Annotated in this window: 10 protein-coding genes; 6 read left to right on the top strand and 4 right to left on the bottom strand. The window is 45.5% G+C overall.

Going from position 1 to position 17,355, the window contains the following annotated elements; all coding sequences use genetic code 11:
* Positions 1-1,703 precede the first annotated feature (1,703 nt).
* The gene (locus tag ACZLMD_RS08100; protein WP_484107281.1) at positions 1,704-2,747 is read left to right on the top strand and encodes a DUF8462 domain-containing protein; all 1,044 of its coding nucleotides are present in this window, start codon (positions 1,704-1,706) and stop codon (positions 2,745-2,747) included.
* Between the two features lie 309 nt (positions 2,748-3,056).
* On the opposite strand, the gene ACZLMD_RS08105 is transcribed toward ACZLMD_RS08100, so the two are convergent.
* Complete coding sequence (locus ACZLMD_RS08105; protein WP_484109307.1) at positions 3,057-4,130, bottom strand: SGNH/GDSL hydrolase family protein; 1,074 nt, start codon at positions 4,128-4,130, stop codon at positions 3,057-3,059.
* 215 nt (positions 4,131-4,345) lie between these two features.
* Between ACZLMD_RS08105 and ACZLMD_RS08110 the strand changes: the two genes are divergently transcribed.
* Positions 4,346-4,849, top strand: a complete 504-nt coding sequence (locus tag ACZLMD_RS08110; protein WP_484109306.1) for an SEC-C metal-binding domain-containing protein — start codon at positions 4,346-4,348, stop codon at positions 4,847-4,849.
* A gap of 68 nt (positions 4,850-4,917) precedes the next feature.
* Here the strand turns inward: ACZLMD_RS08110 and ACZLMD_RS08115 are convergent, their stop codons facing one another.
* On the bottom strand, positions 4,918-5,157 hold the full coding sequence (locus tag ACZLMD_RS08115) for a Veg family protein (RefSeq protein ID WP_022307155.1): 240 nt from the start codon (positions 5,155-5,157) through the stop codon (positions 4,918-4,920).
* 173 nt (positions 5,158-5,330) lie between these two features.
* Here ACZLMD_RS08115 and ACZLMD_RS08120 point away from each other — a divergent pair, with 173 nt between their 5' ends.
* Positions 5,331-6,041: a 3'-5' exonuclease gene (locus ACZLMD_RS08120; protein ID WP_022307156.1), complete on the top strand. Its 711-nt coding sequence runs from the start codon at positions 5,331-5,333 to the stop codon at positions 6,039-6,041.
* 139 nt (positions 6,042-6,180) lie between these two features.
* Here ACZLMD_RS08120 and ACZLMD_RS08125 read toward each other — a convergent pair whose 3' ends face one another.
* Entirely contained in the window at positions 6,181-8,325 is a 2,145-nt protein-coding gene (locus ACZLMD_RS08125) for a lectin like domain-containing protein (protein ID WP_484109305.1), read from the bottom strand.
* 945 nt (positions 8,326-9,270) lie between these two features.
* Between ACZLMD_RS08125 and ACZLMD_RS08130 the strand changes: the two genes are divergently transcribed.
* The 3 genes from ACZLMD_RS08130 to ytvI all read left to right on the top strand — a co-directional run bounded on the left by ACZLMD_RS08130 (position 9,271) and on the right by ytvI (position 15,422).
* The gene (locus ACZLMD_RS08130; RefSeq protein WP_022307158.1) at positions 9,271-13,185 is read left to right on the top strand and encodes a cellulase family glycosylhydrolase; all 3,915 of its coding nucleotides are present in this window, start codon (positions 9,271-9,273) and stop codon (positions 13,183-13,185) included.
* A 230-nt stretch (positions 13,186-13,415) separates the two neighbouring features.
* Entirely contained in the window at positions 13,416-14,264 is an 849-nt protein-coding gene (locus ACZLMD_RS08135; protein ID WP_022307159.1) for a DUF368 domain-containing protein, read from the top strand.
* A gap of 21 nt (positions 14,265-14,285) precedes the next feature.
* Complete coding sequence (gene ytvI, locus ACZLMD_RS08140) at positions 14,286-15,422, top strand: sporulation integral membrane protein YtvI (protein WP_022307160.1); 1,137 nt, start codon at positions 14,286-14,288, stop codon at positions 15,420-15,422.
* Between the two features lie 177 nt (positions 15,423-15,599).
* Here ytvI and pyrG read toward each other — a convergent pair whose 3' ends face one another.
* The gene (gene pyrG / locus ACZLMD_RS08145) at positions 15,600-17,213 is read right to left on the bottom strand and encodes a CTP synthase (RefSeq protein ID WP_022307161.1); all 1,614 of its coding nucleotides are present in this window, start codon (positions 17,211-17,213) and stop codon (positions 15,600-15,602) included.
* Between the last annotated feature and the right edge of the window lie 142 nt (positions 17,214-17,355).

The following is a 17,355-nucleotide window of genomic DNA, read 5'->3' on the forward strand; positions in this document are numbered from 1 at the left end:
TTTGTTTTAGAAAATGAGATATGTACTTTGGATAGCGTAAAAAATATAAAAGAAGGTACTATTCAATTTATATATAATAATTTTATATGTAAATATTTACTAGATTTGTAAAAACAAATTTCTTCTTGATGGAATGTGTTAACTATTTTCTTTTCTAACTCGTCGACAATGTTATATTTTTTCTGAAAAGAAGAAACTGCTAGGAATAGGAGATGATTTTTATGAGTTCATTATTTGATGATTTAAAAGAGGGACTTGAAGAAGGTTGCTTCATATTCTTGCATCAGGAGAGGATGCGGAATATATAGTTGCAAAGTGATTTTTTCAAAGAATTGTAAAGTTCCATCGTTATTGACTATCAGTATGACGTTGCTTGAATTTTTAAAATTCACAGGAGAGATGATTGGTTGCATAATATCAGTTCTTGTGAAAAATTAGTTTTGCCAAATGATAAAAAAGATAAGCACAGGCAGTTGTTGCCTGTGCTTGATTTCGTTTTTAGACTGTTATTTAATAACTAAGACTTCCCATACCAAGGATGGTAATTCGCCCATAATATTTCTTATGTCCGGAAAATAAAATATGAATTTTGCCTGAGAAATCAGTTAATTCGTGAACTATGACTAAAAAATTGACGCAGATCAGTAGGATTTCCGAAAAATCTTTGCTTTGCAATGCCTTGATAAATACGCATCCGCACGACTGAGCCCCATAGGTGGGTTCAGCTATTTCGGACGGCACGCTCCCGCTACCACTGCACCACGCAGCGGTACATAACGCCCCGGATATTCAATAGAGTATCTATATCATTTGCATAATCCGGGGCGTAAATACCGGCGGGTGCAAGTGCCTTTCGAAACATCTGATTCCCACCTCGGGGCGAGTACGGCAGGATGCGTTTATCGAAAATCAAAGCAGCAAAGCAATTAGAGTTTTCGAAATCCGTAAGTGACAAGACAATTTTTTTGTCATAGCTCACGGATTTTTGATATATTGGCAGGCAAAATATGATTTCTAAATAACCAGACATAAGAAATATTATGGTCATACATCAATTTGAGGTATGGGAAGTCTTAGTTAATAATATTACAGATTAGAAAGTATAAAAGCTCGACGGTTCTGAGAAATCTGCAGAACATCCATTGCCTGCTCGGCAGAGAAGTTAAGGAATTTCATAATACTGCGAACATTGTCTAAAAATAGTTGATTTTGAGTTTAAGCCAGCTTATCGAAATTTTGTTGATTTTATGGCACGAAAAACAGACTATTGGAATTCGGTGTGTCAGACTAAATTCCATCAGCCATATTTAAAAATGTTAAATGCTTATTTCCAGTCTGACAGCAGATTTCGATCGGTTAATTGGTAGCCTTCAATATAAAGATCCAACGCTTGCAAAAAGTTATAAAAGGTTATAAAACAAATAAAAAGTTATAAAAGAATATATTTGATGTTGGGGTCAAAATACCTTTTGCCCCCAACTGATGCTACGGATTGCTTCATTGCAAAGCAATTCTCGCAATCCTACAAACACCTCCAATCCCGCACATTTGCAAGCAAATCTGCTTCTTGTCGGTGTTTGGCGGGTCAAGACACCAGATAACAATTTGTATGCAAACATACATTGCTATCTGCTTTTGACCCTTGCATCATATATTTGCAATAATCTCATAAATTTAAAAAAGCAGGGAAAGGAGTCTTAGTCGTGAATAATAATCCATTTACCCTTGCCTTTGGGAAAAAGCCTGTTCAGTATGTACCACGTATTGCCCAGACCAATCGGATCGTTGAGGAATACGTGGCAGTTCCGGCGGTGAATCAGATATACATGGTCACAGGAGTCCGGGGTTCGGGAAAGACGGTGATGATGACCAACATTGCGGGGATTCTTTCCGAACGAAATGACTGGATTGTTGTCGAATTAAATGCGACCAGAGATTTGCTGCAAAGCCTTGCGTCTAAGCTATATGCGGTTCCGAAGCTGCATGAATGCTTTTTGAAAGCCAGACTGGATTTTTCTGCGTTCGGTCTTGGAGTTACTATTGAAAATGCAGCACCGGTGACGGATGTAGAAGATATGGTAGCGAAAATGCTGGATCAGATACGGAAGCAGGGAATGAGGCTGCTGATCACAATTGATGAGGTGGTATACTCAGAACAGATGAAAGTATTTGTGAGTGCTTTTCAGATTTTCATGCGGCAGGACTATCCAATCTTTTTGTTAATGACAGGACTGTATGAAAATATATATGAATTGCAGAATGATAAGTCGCTGACCTTTCTATATCGGGCACCCAAAATTATTCTGGAGCCGTTAAGTCTGACAGCAGTGTGTCAGCACTATATGGATATATTCCGGTTAGACAAAGAAAGTGCAGGAAAAATGGCTGCGCTTACGAGAGGATATCCGTTTGCATTTCAGGTGCTTGGATATCTTTACTGGGAACATCGGGATACAAAAACCGTGCAGGAGATATTGCCGGAATATGACCAATATCTGGAGGAATATGTATATAGTAAAATATGGTCGGAAATGTCGGACAAAGACAAAGAAATCATGCAGCAACTGGCGGAAAGTGGAGAAATCAAGGTAAAAGATCTCAGAGAACAGCTGGAGATGAGCTCGGAGCAGTTTTCCGTGTACAGAGAGCGGCTGAAACGAAAAGGCGTGATCGACACGAGGAAATATGGAAAGATTTCCATGGCATTGCCAAGGTTTGAAGAATTTATCCAAATGAGAATGTTTTAATAGACGACTAAGACTTCCTGCAGCCGGGAATGGAACCCACCCTGGAGGCTCAAGCCGTCCAGATGCGTATTCATCGAAACATTGCAAAGCAAAGATTTTTCAGAAAACCTAACGATCTGCATCAATTTTCAAACTCAGTCTCCCAGAGCAGTCAAACTTCAGAGGCAAAAATCATAATCCAATTTTCCGAACATAAGAAATATTATGGGTATACCTCGATTTTTTGGCGGGGGCAGGAAATTTTAGCAGATCAATTTAAGAGAAAATCAAAACAGGCACCCTTGCGGGTGCCTTTATTATTCCTTACGTTTATTCCCAATCCATTAACTTCTTAGCGGCTGCCACGACAAGCTCGGAAACCTTCTGATGTGTTGCTTCCGTAGGATGCCAGAAGGTGCCGATACCATCCTTTTCTTCGTCCTGCAGTGGAAGCTGCAGATACTTGATGGCAACATCCTCGTTGGCTTTGGAATATTCCTTGACGGCATGCTGAACCGTTGAGCAGAGCGTCTGGTCCATGGTGCCGTGCATGCACAGGATCTTTGCCTGCGGGTGCTTCGCATGAATGTTGCGGAGAAATCCCTGATAGACAAGACTGAAAGCCTTTTTGCGCTCCGGATAATTCTTCGTATAGCTGGCGTCGTTTGTACCGAGATATACGGTGATCAGATCCGGCTCAAACCGCGTGTGATCCCATTTCTCCCAAAGAGAAGGAGGTTCGTGAAAAAACTGCTGGCAGCAGCCGGCGTCCGTGTACTCGTAGAGCATCGGGACAAGCCAGGAATCATCTGCCTGATCGCCATCGCCGATGTATGCCGAGATCACCCCCTTGCCATTCCAGGCAACGATTTCGAAATCGGTGTCCAGTGCGCGGGCGGTCTTAACGGAGTAAGACTTTGTCGGGTTCTCTACGGCTGTGTTGTGAAGCTCATCAGAAGCGCTTCCCTCTACGCCGTAGCCGCAGGTGATTGAATCACCAATGATCTGGATCTTACGCTTCTTCGGTGCAGGTGGCGGTAACAGCTCCTCGGTATCAATGATCAGTTCCTCGATACCGCAAATAGCATATTCCGGTTCGCTGTATTTCATGATCGTAATAGTGACCGTCTCCGGTATCTCTGATTCGAAGAGATCCACGGTCTGTCTCAGCCTGGTCAGCTCCACGCGCTTCGCAGGTTCGCTCGCATCGTTGATAAAAATACCGATCCAGGCGTGGTGTTCCTCTGGCCAGTCCGCCGGATCAGAAATGATCACAGCCTGTGCTTTCTGACCGGTAAAACAAAAAGATATGGAAGTGGCAGAGTATCCCAGATAACGGACATTATCGCGGAAAATTGTTCTGCCGCTGACTTTTACATGATCTTCGGTTGGCAAAAAATGCATTTTGTCCTCCATTCTGAAGTGATCTTCGTGAAATATGTACGACTGCAGTGCTTGAAAGAAAGAATACACAGTCGCATATATCTATTTTAACACCTCATAAAAAGTATGACAAGCAGATTGACACATATTCCGTCAAATGATATCATGGAGATTGGTATAGCGAAAGTTATCTTCGCTGTACTTGTGGTGAAAATTAGAAAAGAGAGGTTTTAGAAATGGGATTACTGCAGGACTGGAGAGAGTACGCATATGGCGTAGATATTAATTCAAAGGCAGGCCAGGCAATCTGGGCAAAGTATTTTAACGAAGAGAAGGCTGTATATGAGCAGCTTCTGGCGAATCCGGAGGAGGTTGTTTCCGGCACCGTGAAGGAGCTCGCTGACAAATATAACATGGAATTGAAGTATATGGTTGGTTTTCTGGATGGTATCAATGAGAGCCTGAAGACACCAAATCCGATCGAGGATATGGATGAGAACTCACAGGTAAGTCTTGATATTGATCTGGAGCAGCTTTACTATCACATGGTAGAGGCAAAGGCTGACTGGCTGTATGAGCTTCCGGCATGGGACGAGCTTTTAACTGCAGAGAGACGGAAGGAACTCTATATGGAGCAGAAGAAATCCGGTACGATCGTTAAAGAGAAGAAAGTGGGCAGAAATGATCCATGTCCATGCGGCAGCGGCAAGAAGTATAAGTTCTGCTGTGGAAGAGCTTAACAGACGGAATCGGAAGAATGCAGAGCAAAATAAAAGCCATCCATGAATGGATGGCTTTTAAATATCATTTACAGTAACTGCATCTGGACATCTTTTGTTAATACATCCGTGTAGCTGTAAGAAACCGTCTGGGTTGTGGAATCCAAATCATTCACGATTTCAACCAGAAAGATGCTTGGATATGTTTTACAAATGGTTCCTTCGGTGATGTCAATCTTATGTCGACCGCGATTTGAACGGATTTTAACTTTGCTGCCAATATTCATACCTACAGAACGTCTAACCTTATTGATATCGGACTGACTCATAGTTTGCCTCCTTTGATTACGGGATTGTCATGAATCAAAATATGGGGGATGATTCGATAACAATCGTTAGCAGTACAGTAAAATGTTACCACGAAACCGTGAAAAAGTCAATATTAGGCACTATATGTAGATGTAAAAAATGTCGTTTATAACAAAATATAGGGAGTAAGAAAATGCAGCATATCATGATAGATCTGGAAATGAATAAAATAGAAAAGCAGTGGCGAGGCAAGAACAAGCTGTCCAGCGAACTGATAGAGATCGGAGCCGTACGAATGGACGATCACTTTGAGGTGGTGGATACATACCAGAGTTATGTGAAGCCGGAGTTTGGAACGATGGATGCCGTGATCATTGATCTGACAGGGATCACTGACGACAAGGTCAAGGATGCACCCGGATTTGCCGAGGCAATGGATGATTTCACCGAGTGGATCGGACCGGGGGAGACACAGTTTTATTCCTGGAGTATGTCCGACATCCGTCAGTTCCAGCACGAAGCAATATTTAAGAGTTATCCGGGAACGATCATTCAGCAGATGGAAGAGAACTGGACGGACTTTCAGGAGGAGTTTCGGAGACTTCTGGGACTTCACCACCGCATCAAGCTCTCCTATGCCGTATCGGCGGCGGATTATGAGTTCCAGGGGGCACAGCATACGGCACTGGCAGATGCGGTCAATACCGCGGAGATCCTGCGGTTGTCCAAGGATCCGGAGCGTTTCCTGACGGTGATGAAGCCGGTGCTTGATCTGGTCAGCAAGGAGCGCAAGGAGCAGACACTGATGGATATGTGTCCGGACTTTTTTGCCGCATTTATGGAGGCAGCGGAAAAGGACGCCGATGAGAAAACGGATGGGGCGAAAGCAGATCAGGCTGACTGACCTTTCGTGAGGAATGAGTCTGTGAAAAGATCGGGACGACCGGGCTTTCAAAGTAGAATACCCCAATGAAACAAGAAAGGGCAGAGAGCTTGCTTTTACAGCAGGAACCTCTGCCCTTTTTGGGATAATCTCTTAGGAGTTATTTCACAACAGTAAGACGAAGCCTTGCCTTATGTCCGTTGTAGGTTTTCACCGTTAATGTGGTCTTTCCGCGGTGGCGGGCTGTCACACGCCCTGTCTTTGATACCCGGGCAACCCCTGGATGGGAAGAATGGAACGTTAGCTTATTGCTGGCGGAACCGGAGGAAAGCTTTACCTTAAGTGTGAAATGTCTGCCTTTCTTCACGGTTTTCCGGTTCTTCGCCGGTTTAAACTTCACCTTGGAAGGGGCTTTCTTAATATTGAAACGATATAAATAGGATGTTTCTCCGTCAGATACAAGGATGGAAGATTTGCCGCGTCTTCGTGCGGTAACCTTGCCGGATGCATCAACGGTCAGCAGCGATGGATCATTGCTTGTGTAGCTTGTATAGCTGTCCGGAATACGGTAGGTTTCTCCTTTGCCGAGCTTGATCGTCTTTACAACAGAAGGCAGTTCGGCAACATCCCCTGTGGTGTTCGAGGTGAAAGCCTTGACGCATACATTGTTGTAGCCGACAGCGGCTGTATCAAGCCAGCGCATCGTGCTGTCCGGAGCGGAAGTCTTTTGCTTCGTGAACAGATAGCTTTCGCCAAGACGGGAGCCGTAGCTGATATTTAAAGAGGAATCCGTGCTGTCGCGCCCCTCCAGAGGAACATATACATTTGTAGAGCCGGACTGAACATAGGTCACAACCACAGAGAACTTCTCGCCGGCAGCAAGATTGACCGGCGTTGTCAGCGTAGCTGTATGGTAACCGTTCTGCCCTGCAATGCCGGTAGTCGTGCATTCGCTCACCAGCGTACCGTCGGTCGGACCGGAGTCAACGCCGCGGTAAACCTCGATCCGGTAAGGCTGATTATCGGTCAGCGTATAGAACGACACGGCCTTTAAGGTCTGATCAGAAGTACCGGTTGCTTCAAAGATATTGGCAGCCTTCAGATTGTGGGAATTGGAATAGTTTGCGGTTCCCCAGCCGAATCCGTCATACTGGTAAATGTGGTCGTAATTGCCGGCAGATTCTACCAGAAAACTCGAGCAGTCGCAAATGGACTGATCATAATAGGAAAGCCAGAAATAACCGTTATCCCCGGAGGAAGTGCCGTAGCTGTTCGCAATCAGCCATGCCCCGTTGCCTGCCGGCGTTCTGGAGAAATTGGATGCAGAGAAATTGTCATCCCATCCAACGATTGTGACGCTGTGGTTCGCATTTTTCACGGCCTGTGCACCGGAATAGTAGGTCTGGTAATAAGCATGGCCATTCGCAGACGGATGAAGAAATGTTTTGTCAAAAAACAGCGACACAGACATCGCCCCATGATCCAGAATAGACTGCTTCATCTTCGGGATAATGGATGCATCTGTATAGTAATACTGCTTGCCGATCGTATATTCATCGTAATTATAGACATTCTGCAGATGCGCGTAGGAATCATAACGCAGGCTTCCTTTCTGCACCATGGAATACGCCATCGAAGTCACGTCAGCTGTGGTGGCGCCGGAAAACGGAGCCGTGCTTTCAAGCTCCGGACCGGACCATTTCGCCAGCGTGAAGGTTGCAAGGATCGCAGAACCGCCATTATCATAAGGAAGAGTACCGGACACACTGCCGTATGCAAATGGATTTGGGAAAAACGAAGTATTTGTATCGTTATCTGCAGAGGAAATACCATCCCAGTAGGTAGGATCCTCTGCAAGTGTTGACGGATGATAGGAAAACCATGCAAGGTGGCTTTCTGAAAAATCAACGGAATCCGCCGGGAACAACCCGTTCTTGATACAGTTTGACTCGATCGTCTTGATCGCTGAAAATGCCCAGCAGCAGCCGGTAGATCCCTGATCCCTGATCGGGGTGGTAAGTCCCTGCTCCCGCAGATCATAGCGCACAGGAAGCTCAGAAGCTTTCTTTAGACGGCTTCCGGAGGCATCTGCGGACTCGTCCGTATAAACATTGCCGGAGGCATCCTCGAAATGAGAACGCACCAGGTCATTGTCAGTTGTCTCATCCACACGCGAGATCATCTGGTCTATGGAGTCCGTGGATGCCATGACCGATGACGGACAGGATGCTACGCACAGGGACAGACCAAGCAGAGCTGCAAGGGCTGTGTTCCTATATGTAATGGTACGATTTATTTTGATCATAAAAGAATCCTTTCTAAATATAAATAAACAACACATAATGCCAAGGATTGCCTGACTGCGATCCGTTTATGCTCTTTGCACCATTTTATCATTAAAGGAAACGAATGAACAGTGGAGGAAATATTAAGATTTTGTGAAGTCAAATAATTCCTTAAATTTCTCACATGGAACGTTACTATGTACCCATCCTATTTCTTGTGTCCGAGAGGAATGACATGATTTTGTCTGCCAAAACACTTGAAAATCCGTGAGTTGTGGCTAAAAAATTGTCTTGTCACTTACGGATTTCGAAAAGCCTAATTGCTTTGCTGCTTTGATTTTTGATAAACGTATCCTTCCGTACTCGCCCCGAGGGGGGATTCAGATGTTTCGAAAGGCACTTGCACCAGCCGGTACTTACGCCCCAAGTTATAGAAATATATCTATAATTTTTTTGACATTTGGGGCGTTATGTACCGCTGCGTGGTGCAGTTGTAGCGGAAGCGTGCCGTCCGAAATAGCTGAACCCACCTACGGGGCTCAGTCGTACGGATACGCATTTATCAAAGCATTGCAAAGCAAAGGCTTTTCAGAAATCCTACTGATCTGCGTCAATTTTTCAGCCAGAGCTCACGGATCAGCTTGTTTTCCGAGACAAAATTATTATAGTATTTATCGGACATAAGAAATAGGATGGGGACATATCCCTTTTTTGAGCGATAAATTAAGTAATAATCCGAAAGAAACATTGTGGAAATTGTACATATCTATTTTTGCATAAAACGTAAATAAAATGTGAATGTTATTAAAAGTAAACAAAATATATTGACATAGAACAGGGAAATGTTACAATATAAACAAATATTGCGTGGGAGAAAACTGCGATAAAATATTTTCGAGAAAGGGGGAACGAGGAGAGGTAATTGAAAAAAGAAACAATGAGATAGAATCACAGGAGGTATATTTATGAGACTTAAGAAAGCGATTTCGTGGCTCTTATCTGCAGCCATGGTATTGTCGATGACTTCTCTGCCGGCATCGGTTAAGGCGGCAGATACGGAGGCAGACCATCAGCTCGAGAGCCCACAGTATATTGTGAACATCACAGGAACCGATCTGGTCAAGGCGGGTATGGACGAGACGAAGATGCAGGCTTTGATCGATGGCGGCAAGGGGAACGCCACATTTTATGTACATATGGGAAAGGCAGATGCTTATTCCTGGCTGCAGTCCCGGAGCGGATCTGTCAATGCATTTGATCCGGATCATATGGATGCAGACCATTATGTTGAGGGAACCACCGGAACGGGTGCTTCCAACAAGTATCTGACAGCAGCCAAGTGTACCATGCAGAAGAACAACAAGTATCCGATTCAGATCAATCAGGATGATGAGCCGATCGGTAACGTCGGAACCGGTAATTACGCATTTCCGGCAAACGGTATTACTACAAGTAAGATCCAGAAGGTAGCAAACTGGTCTCTGTCCGTTGCGATCAAGACAACGAACACAGAGGCAGTGCCTTTAGGTATTATTTTCAGCGATGGCACAAGCGTCACACTGAACACAGACGGTACGATCGCCGGTGTCAACGACTTCACAAAACCGACCTGCGAGAACACTACACTGGATGGTTCTACAGCAGCACCGGAGCGTACTCCGATGATCAAGATGACGGCAGCACAGGCTCGTGAGAACCTGAAGAAGTCGATTGATTATCTGAGCAGCATGGATACCAGTGGATATCAGGAGGCGTCCGTACAGAAGCTGCAGGATGCGCTGGTAACGGCACAGGCAGTATATGACAAGACAGACAGTGCCAATACCGTTTATTTCTCAGCAAGAAATGCACTGGAGAAGGTACACTGCAACATGCTTTTCAAGGATAGCACAGAGCAGAGCAATCCTAAGCCATTCCGTGTGCTCGACAAGGATCAGGTGATCGCTGAGATGGGCGTTGGCACCAACCTTGGAAATACCATGGATGGTCACTCAGGCTTCACACCAAGTGAGACAGCATGGCAGGGACAGGTAACTACCAAGAAGTATATGAAGGCACTTCATGATGCCGGATATAATACAGTTCGTATCCCGGTGACCTGGGGTAACATGATCAACGAGGACGGCTCCATCAAGGAAGTATGGATGAGCCGTGTACAGGAGATCGTTGACTACTGCGTATCTCAGGATATGTATGTTATCATCAATACGCACCACGATGATGTAGCAAAGGACGGCGGCTGGCTCAATGTCGGTGCCGATGACATCGATTCCATTGAGAAGAAGTTCGAGTTAGTATGGAAGACCATCGCAAACCGCTTCAAGGATTACGATGAGCATCTGATCTTCGAGTCTATGAATGAGGTATCCTGTCTCGATTACGATGAGAGCATGAAGAACTCTGCTGATGCGGTAAACTATGATCGTCCGATCATCATGAACTTCAACCAGTTATTTGTGAATGCCGTTCGTTCTACCGGCTCTAACAATACAAAGCGCTGGCTGGCAGCCGTTGATCACTATGCATCAACAGGTACAAGCTCTGAGTTTGTAATGCCAACGGATTATTACAATACAGACAATCCACGTCTGATGTTTGCAGCACACAGATATTCCAAGTCAACCAATGTATCCTGGACTTATGCAGAGGCAACCGAGATGGTAAAGAATCTTCAGGATATGTACAAGAAGTTTGGTTCTGATTATCCAATGTATTTAGGTGAGTACGGAACCAGAAATAAAAAGCTTGCCGGTTCTAAGACAGGCTACAATGATGTTGAGAGAGCTTACTATTCTGAGATCATCAACAGAGCATGTCAGGTTAATGGCATGGTTCCGTGCGTATGGGATCAGGGCTACGGTCAGGACGATGATCCGTTTACCAAGGAAGGACTTTTCTCCTTCTGGAATCGTGACGAAGCAAAGCCGATCTACAAGACGATCACAGATGCGATGGCAAGAGGAACTCTTCTGGAAGCATCCGAAGCCAATAAGAAGGGTGATTACAAAGATATTGTAAAAGACCCTGAAGTAAAGGAGATCACAGAGCTGACTCCAAGCAAGACCTCTCTTGAACTCACAATGGGTGAAAGAGAGACGATCAGTGCAGTAGCAGCACCGGAGGATACCAACGATGTTGTTGTATGGAGCACAGACGATGATAACGTTGCAACGGTATTCAACGGCATGGTTCATGCAAAGAATATCGGTACAACCACAATCCACGTAGCTTCCCTGAGCGGCTCCGTTTCAGAGGATATCGAGGTAACAGTAAAGCGTACACCGAAGACAGATGACTCAGCAACAGAGATTACCACAGATGCTGATTCATATATTGTAAAGCTTGGACAGAGCGAGACGATCAAGACCTCCCTCGTTCCGGAGACAGCAACAGAGACACTTACCTTCCGGTCTTCCGATGAGAAAGTAGCAATCGTAAATGATTACGGCGTAATCTCACCAAAGGCAATCGGTAAGACATATGTGATCATCACTGCCTCCAACGGTGTGACCAAGACAGTTCCCGTAGAGGTTCAGCCACTTGTTGACCCAACCAAGTTAAATGTTGCCGTAAATGTTTACTACAACAGTGCAGGCACAGGCGGCAATTACAATTCCATCGAGCATGGTTCACCGGTCGTGGTAAATGGCGATGGAACCTACACAGCAAGCTTTGATCTGGAAAAGGATCTTTCCGATGCAGGAAAGAATGCAGGCATTAAGGATATCAATCAGGTAACAGCAATCTATTTGCAGGACTATGATGTGACTGTTGGAAATATTGCAAAGTCCAATGTTGAGAATCCAAAGCCAAACAAGATCATGATCAAATGGGAGAAGATCCTTGTCAATGATCAGGAAATGACAATTACACAGAACGGCAGCGATACCAATGGTAAGACTGCAATGAATGGAACCAAGTTCGATACAGGTTCTCCGATCAACGGATGGACAGGATCTGATATTGAAGAGGCAACACAGGATAAGTCACTCCATGCTGCAAGCTTTACTGTTCCAAACCCAACGAAGATCAGTATTACCTTTACATTAACAAATGTGAAGTTCCGTGACACCGGAAGCAAGGATGTTGATGCAACTGAGATCACCGGTGATCAGGACGATGTCAGTATGATCCTTGGTGGCGGGGACAAGGAGCTTTCCGTAAATGTGGCACCTGTTGAGACCACCTCTAAGGTAACCTTCGTATCAAGCGATGACTCCGTTGTAGATGTTGACAACACTGCAGTTTCACCGGTTGACGGTATCGCAACGGCAAGTCTTAAGGCAGTTGGAATCGGCGATGCAACCGTTACTGCATACACAAGCAATGGTCTTTCTAAGACATTTAATGTTCATGTGGCAGAGAAGGAGGAGCCGGCTCCAACGGAATCGCCGGAGCCAAGCGTTGCTCCTAGTGCAAAGCCAAGTGATGCACCTGCACCATCCGATACACCTGCACCGTCAGATGTGCCGACAGCAGTACCGAGCGCGGTTCCGACAGCAGTACCGAGTGCAGTACCAAATGCAGCACCGTCACAGGCACCAAACGGAAACGGTACTGTAACACCGGCTCCGACTAAGGCGCCGGTTGTGAAGAATGCATGCAAGAGCGTTAAGGCAAAGAAAAAAACAGTTACAGTAAAGAAGGGAAAGACTGCAACAGTTAAGTTTACCGTGACTGCAGCCAACAAAAAGCTTGCTACAACCGATAAGCTGAAAGTAACCGTAAAGAATGCAAAGATTGCATCCGTAGTAACCAAGAAGACTTCTGTAAAGAAGGGTGTTGCAACCGTAACGGTCAAGGGTAAGAAGAAAGGAAGCACCAAGCTTACCGTTAAGATCGGTAAAAAGTCAGCAAAGGTTACGGTCAAAGTAAAATAATTCTTCGCTAAGATTCCAAAGGATTCAAGCAAAATTACAGAAGAGGATTGCCGAAAGGCAGTCCTCTTTTTGCAATTCTTAACATTTTATGAAACGGGGGAAAAGAATTGTAAGAAAAATAATTATGTGCTATCATGGGTATATTTAGCAGACCGTTCATACAATGCAATGTAGCGTGGACGCTTCAAAGAAAAGTTTCAAAGTGAAAATGATATCAGGAGGAAAAGGTAATGAATCTATTCAAAGACATACTGAGAGGTGTTGTCATTGGTATCGCCAATGCGATCCCGGGAGTCAGTGGAGGCACAATGATGGTTTCCATGGGCATTTATGACAAGCTCATCTACAGTGTGACGCACTTATTTAAACAGCCGGTCAAGAGCATCAAGACACTGCTTCCGTATTTTATCGGTATGGCGATCGGAATTGTCGGACTGGCATTCGCCATTGTGGCAATGTTTGAGCATATTCCGTTTCAGACATGCATGTTATTTATCGGTCTGATCCTTGGCGGTGTACCGATCCTTACCGGACATCTCAAGGGAGTCAGATTTAATCTGTCACACGCTGTTGTATTTCTGATCTTTTTCGGTTCGATCATTTTGTTACAGATATTCGGCGGACATGGATCAGACGTTGCACTGACAGTGACACCGATTTCTCTGTTTAAGCTGGTGCTTGTCGGTATCGTGGCTGCGGCTACAATGGTCATTCCGGGAGTGAGCGGTTCCATGATGCTTATGACGATGGGGTATTATTATCCGGTGATCGGCAGCGTAAAGGACTTTATTACAGCGTTGGTCGCATTTGATGCACCAAAGATTATACACATTTGTATGATTCTGATTCCGTTTGGAATCGGTGTGGTTGTCGGTATCTTTGCAGTGGCAAAGCTGATCGAGATGCTGATGGATAAGTATGAGGCACTGACCTACTGTGGTATTATGGGTCTTGTTGTCGCATCACCGGTGGTGATCCTGATGAGTGCTCCGCTTGCCGGAATGTCTGTTGTGACAGTACTCACGGGAGCAGTCACATTTGTGGTTGGCGTTGTGATCGCGCTCTGCCTCGGCAAATAACAGAAATGGGGGTTGATGTGTATGGAGGAACAGAAGGATTTGCATCGTCGGATCCTTGTTAATCTTGGGATAGCACTGGCAGGGATACTGCTTCTGGTCTTTGTTGTGCCGCCGCTGATACGGCTGCTCATGCCGCTTATTGTGGCGTGGATCGTAGCAATGATCGCCAATCCTATCATTCGTTTTCTGGAGAAAAGAATCAAACTGATGCGTAAGCATGGTACAGCACTTGTGATCATACTGGTTCTTGCGGCGATCTGTGCGGCATTCTATGGTCTGGTGGTGCTTGTGGCAAGCCAGTTCAGCTCCTGGGTAACAGAGCTTCCGGGTGTTTATGACTCTGTGACGCAGAATCTGCAGCAGCTGTTCCAGACTCTTCATCACAAATGGAATATCATTCCGGCTGACTTTAAGCTTGCCTTTGATCAGCGGGAGAATGTGCTGGACAGTTACATTCAGAAGGCAATCGACGGTCTGTTGAAGATGGTCAATTCCGGATCTTTGTCTAAGGTCGGCTCGCTGGCAAGTTCATTGATGGACTTTCTGGTTTATACGATCTTAACGATCCTTGCGTCCTACTTTATGACGGTTGAGAAGGATCGTTTTTCGGAAATTCTCGAGAAGAATACGCCGGTTGGCATTAAAAATCTGTGGGGTAAGATCAAGAAAATATTTGTCCGTGCGATCGGTGGCTATTTTAAGGCACATTTTCAGATTATGATCGTGATCTTCTTTATCACGGTGATTCCGTTCGCATTCATGGGGATCAGCTACAGCGGTCTCCTGGCAGCGGTGATCGCTATCGTGGATTTCCTGCCGTTCTTTGGAGCGGGGACCGTGCTAGTGCCGTGGGCAGTCTATCGTCTGGTGACCGGCTCGTATAGCTATGCTGCGGTATTGTTTGTGCTGTATATCATTGTGCTTATCGTGCGTCAGCTTCTGGAACCGAAGCTTATAGGAGACAATATCGGTGTCAGTCCGTTTGAGACACTCGTCTTCATGCTGATCGGTTACCGGCTGGGTGGCATGCTCGGACTCATTGTCGGCATTCCTGCAGGGATGATCCTCGTAGAATGTTACCGTGAGGGAATGTTTGACAGCTATATCCGTGGGATCAGGATACTGGTGCGGGACATTAACGAATATCGTAAATATTAGTAAACAACCTCGATTTTTGCCACATTATAATCGTCTGTTTATGTAAAAAAGCATTGCACTTTGTTAGTCACGGAGTGCAATGCTTTTTGTATACCGAAGCTTTCATATAACAAACCGGCAAATCCACTTTTTCGGAGCGGATTTGCCGGTTTGTTCACAAGCTGATTGTTCGTTTGATTATTTATGTGTGTCCTGGTATTCCAGAGCGGCACCGACAAATCCCTTGAACAGTGGATGCGGTCTGTTCGGTCTGGACTTAAACTCAGGATGTGCCTGCGTAGCGATGAACCAAGGATGATCCTTTAATTCCATCATCTCCACGATACGTCCGTCCGGTGACAGACCGGAGAAGGTCATACCTGCCTTTAACAGATCCTCACGATAGTAGTTGTTGACCTCGTAACGATGTCTGTGTCTCTCATGGATCATCTCCTCGCCGTACAGCTCATAAGCCTTGGAGGACTTGTCCAGAACACATGGGTAAGAGCCGAGACGGAGTGTACCGCCGATATCCTCGATGCCATCCTGCTCCGGCATCAGATGGATAACCGGATGTGTGGTCTGCGGATCCAGCTCAATACTGTGTGCATCGTTGAAGCCGACTACATTTCTGGCAAACTCAACGATCGCAAGCTGCATGCCGAGACAAAGACCGAGGAATGGAATCTTATGCTCACGCGCATACTTGATTGCAATGATCTTACCGTCGATACCGCGGTCACCGAAACCGCCCGGTACCAATACGCCGCTGACATCGCTGAGAAGCTCGTCTACATTGCTCTCGTTCAGATCCTCGGAAGGGATCCACTTGATATTGACATTGCTCTTGTGTGCGAGACCGCCGTGTTTTAAGGACTCGACAACACTGATATATGCATCATGAAGGGAAGTATACTTACCAACCAGAGCGACCGTTACGTCTTTCTCGAGATTCTTGATCGTATTGACCATGTTCTCCCATTCGGTAATATCCGGCTCCGGACAGTCAAGCTGCAGACACTCGCAGATTACATCAGCGAGGTGCTCCTTCTCCATGGCAAGAGGTGCTTCGTAAAGTGTCTCCACATCCAGATTCTGGAGAACGTGGGATGCAGGTACATTACAGAAGAGTGCGATCTTATCCTTTAAGCCCGGCTCCAGAGGATGCTCGGTACGGCATACAATAACATCCGGCTGGATACCCATGCCCTGCAGTTCCTTAACGCTTGCCTGCGTCGGCTTCGTCTTCATCTCGCCGGAAGCATGCAGATAAGGAATCAGAGTTACATGAACCAGTGCCACATTCTCATGACCCATATCGTGCTGGAACTGACGGATAGACTCGAGGAAAGGCTGGCTCTCGATATCGCCTGCAGTACCGCCGACCTCAATGATCGCAATCTGTGTATCAGGACAGCCGTCATTGCGATAGAAACGGCTCTTGATCTCATTTGTGATGTGTGGGATGACCTGAACCGTGCCACCGCCATAATCGCCGCGGCGCTCCTTATTCAGAACAGACCAGTAAACCTTTCCGGTTGTAACATTGGACTGCTTCGTCAGGCTCTCATCGATAAAACGCTCATAGTGTCCCAGATCAAGGTCTGTCTCAGCACCGTCGTCGGTAACGAAAACTTCGCCGTGCTGTACCGGGTTCATGGTTCCCGGATCGATATTGATATAGGGATCAAACTTTTGCATTGTCACGCTGTATCCGCGCATTTTCAAAAGACGTCCCAGTGAAGCTGCTGTAATACCCTTTCCAAGACCGGATACAACACCGCCTGTAACAAAGACATATTTGACTGCCATGATTTTTTCCTCCATTTGTAGTGTGCATTGATTAGTATCAGAAAAATAAAAAACTATTTACTAGTATACTCCAAAACATAGCCATGTTTCAATTCTTTTTTTACAGAATTTTCAGATTTATCAGATTTTCTTCACAGGTTGA

The organism is Jutongia sp. (assembly GCF_057878315.1).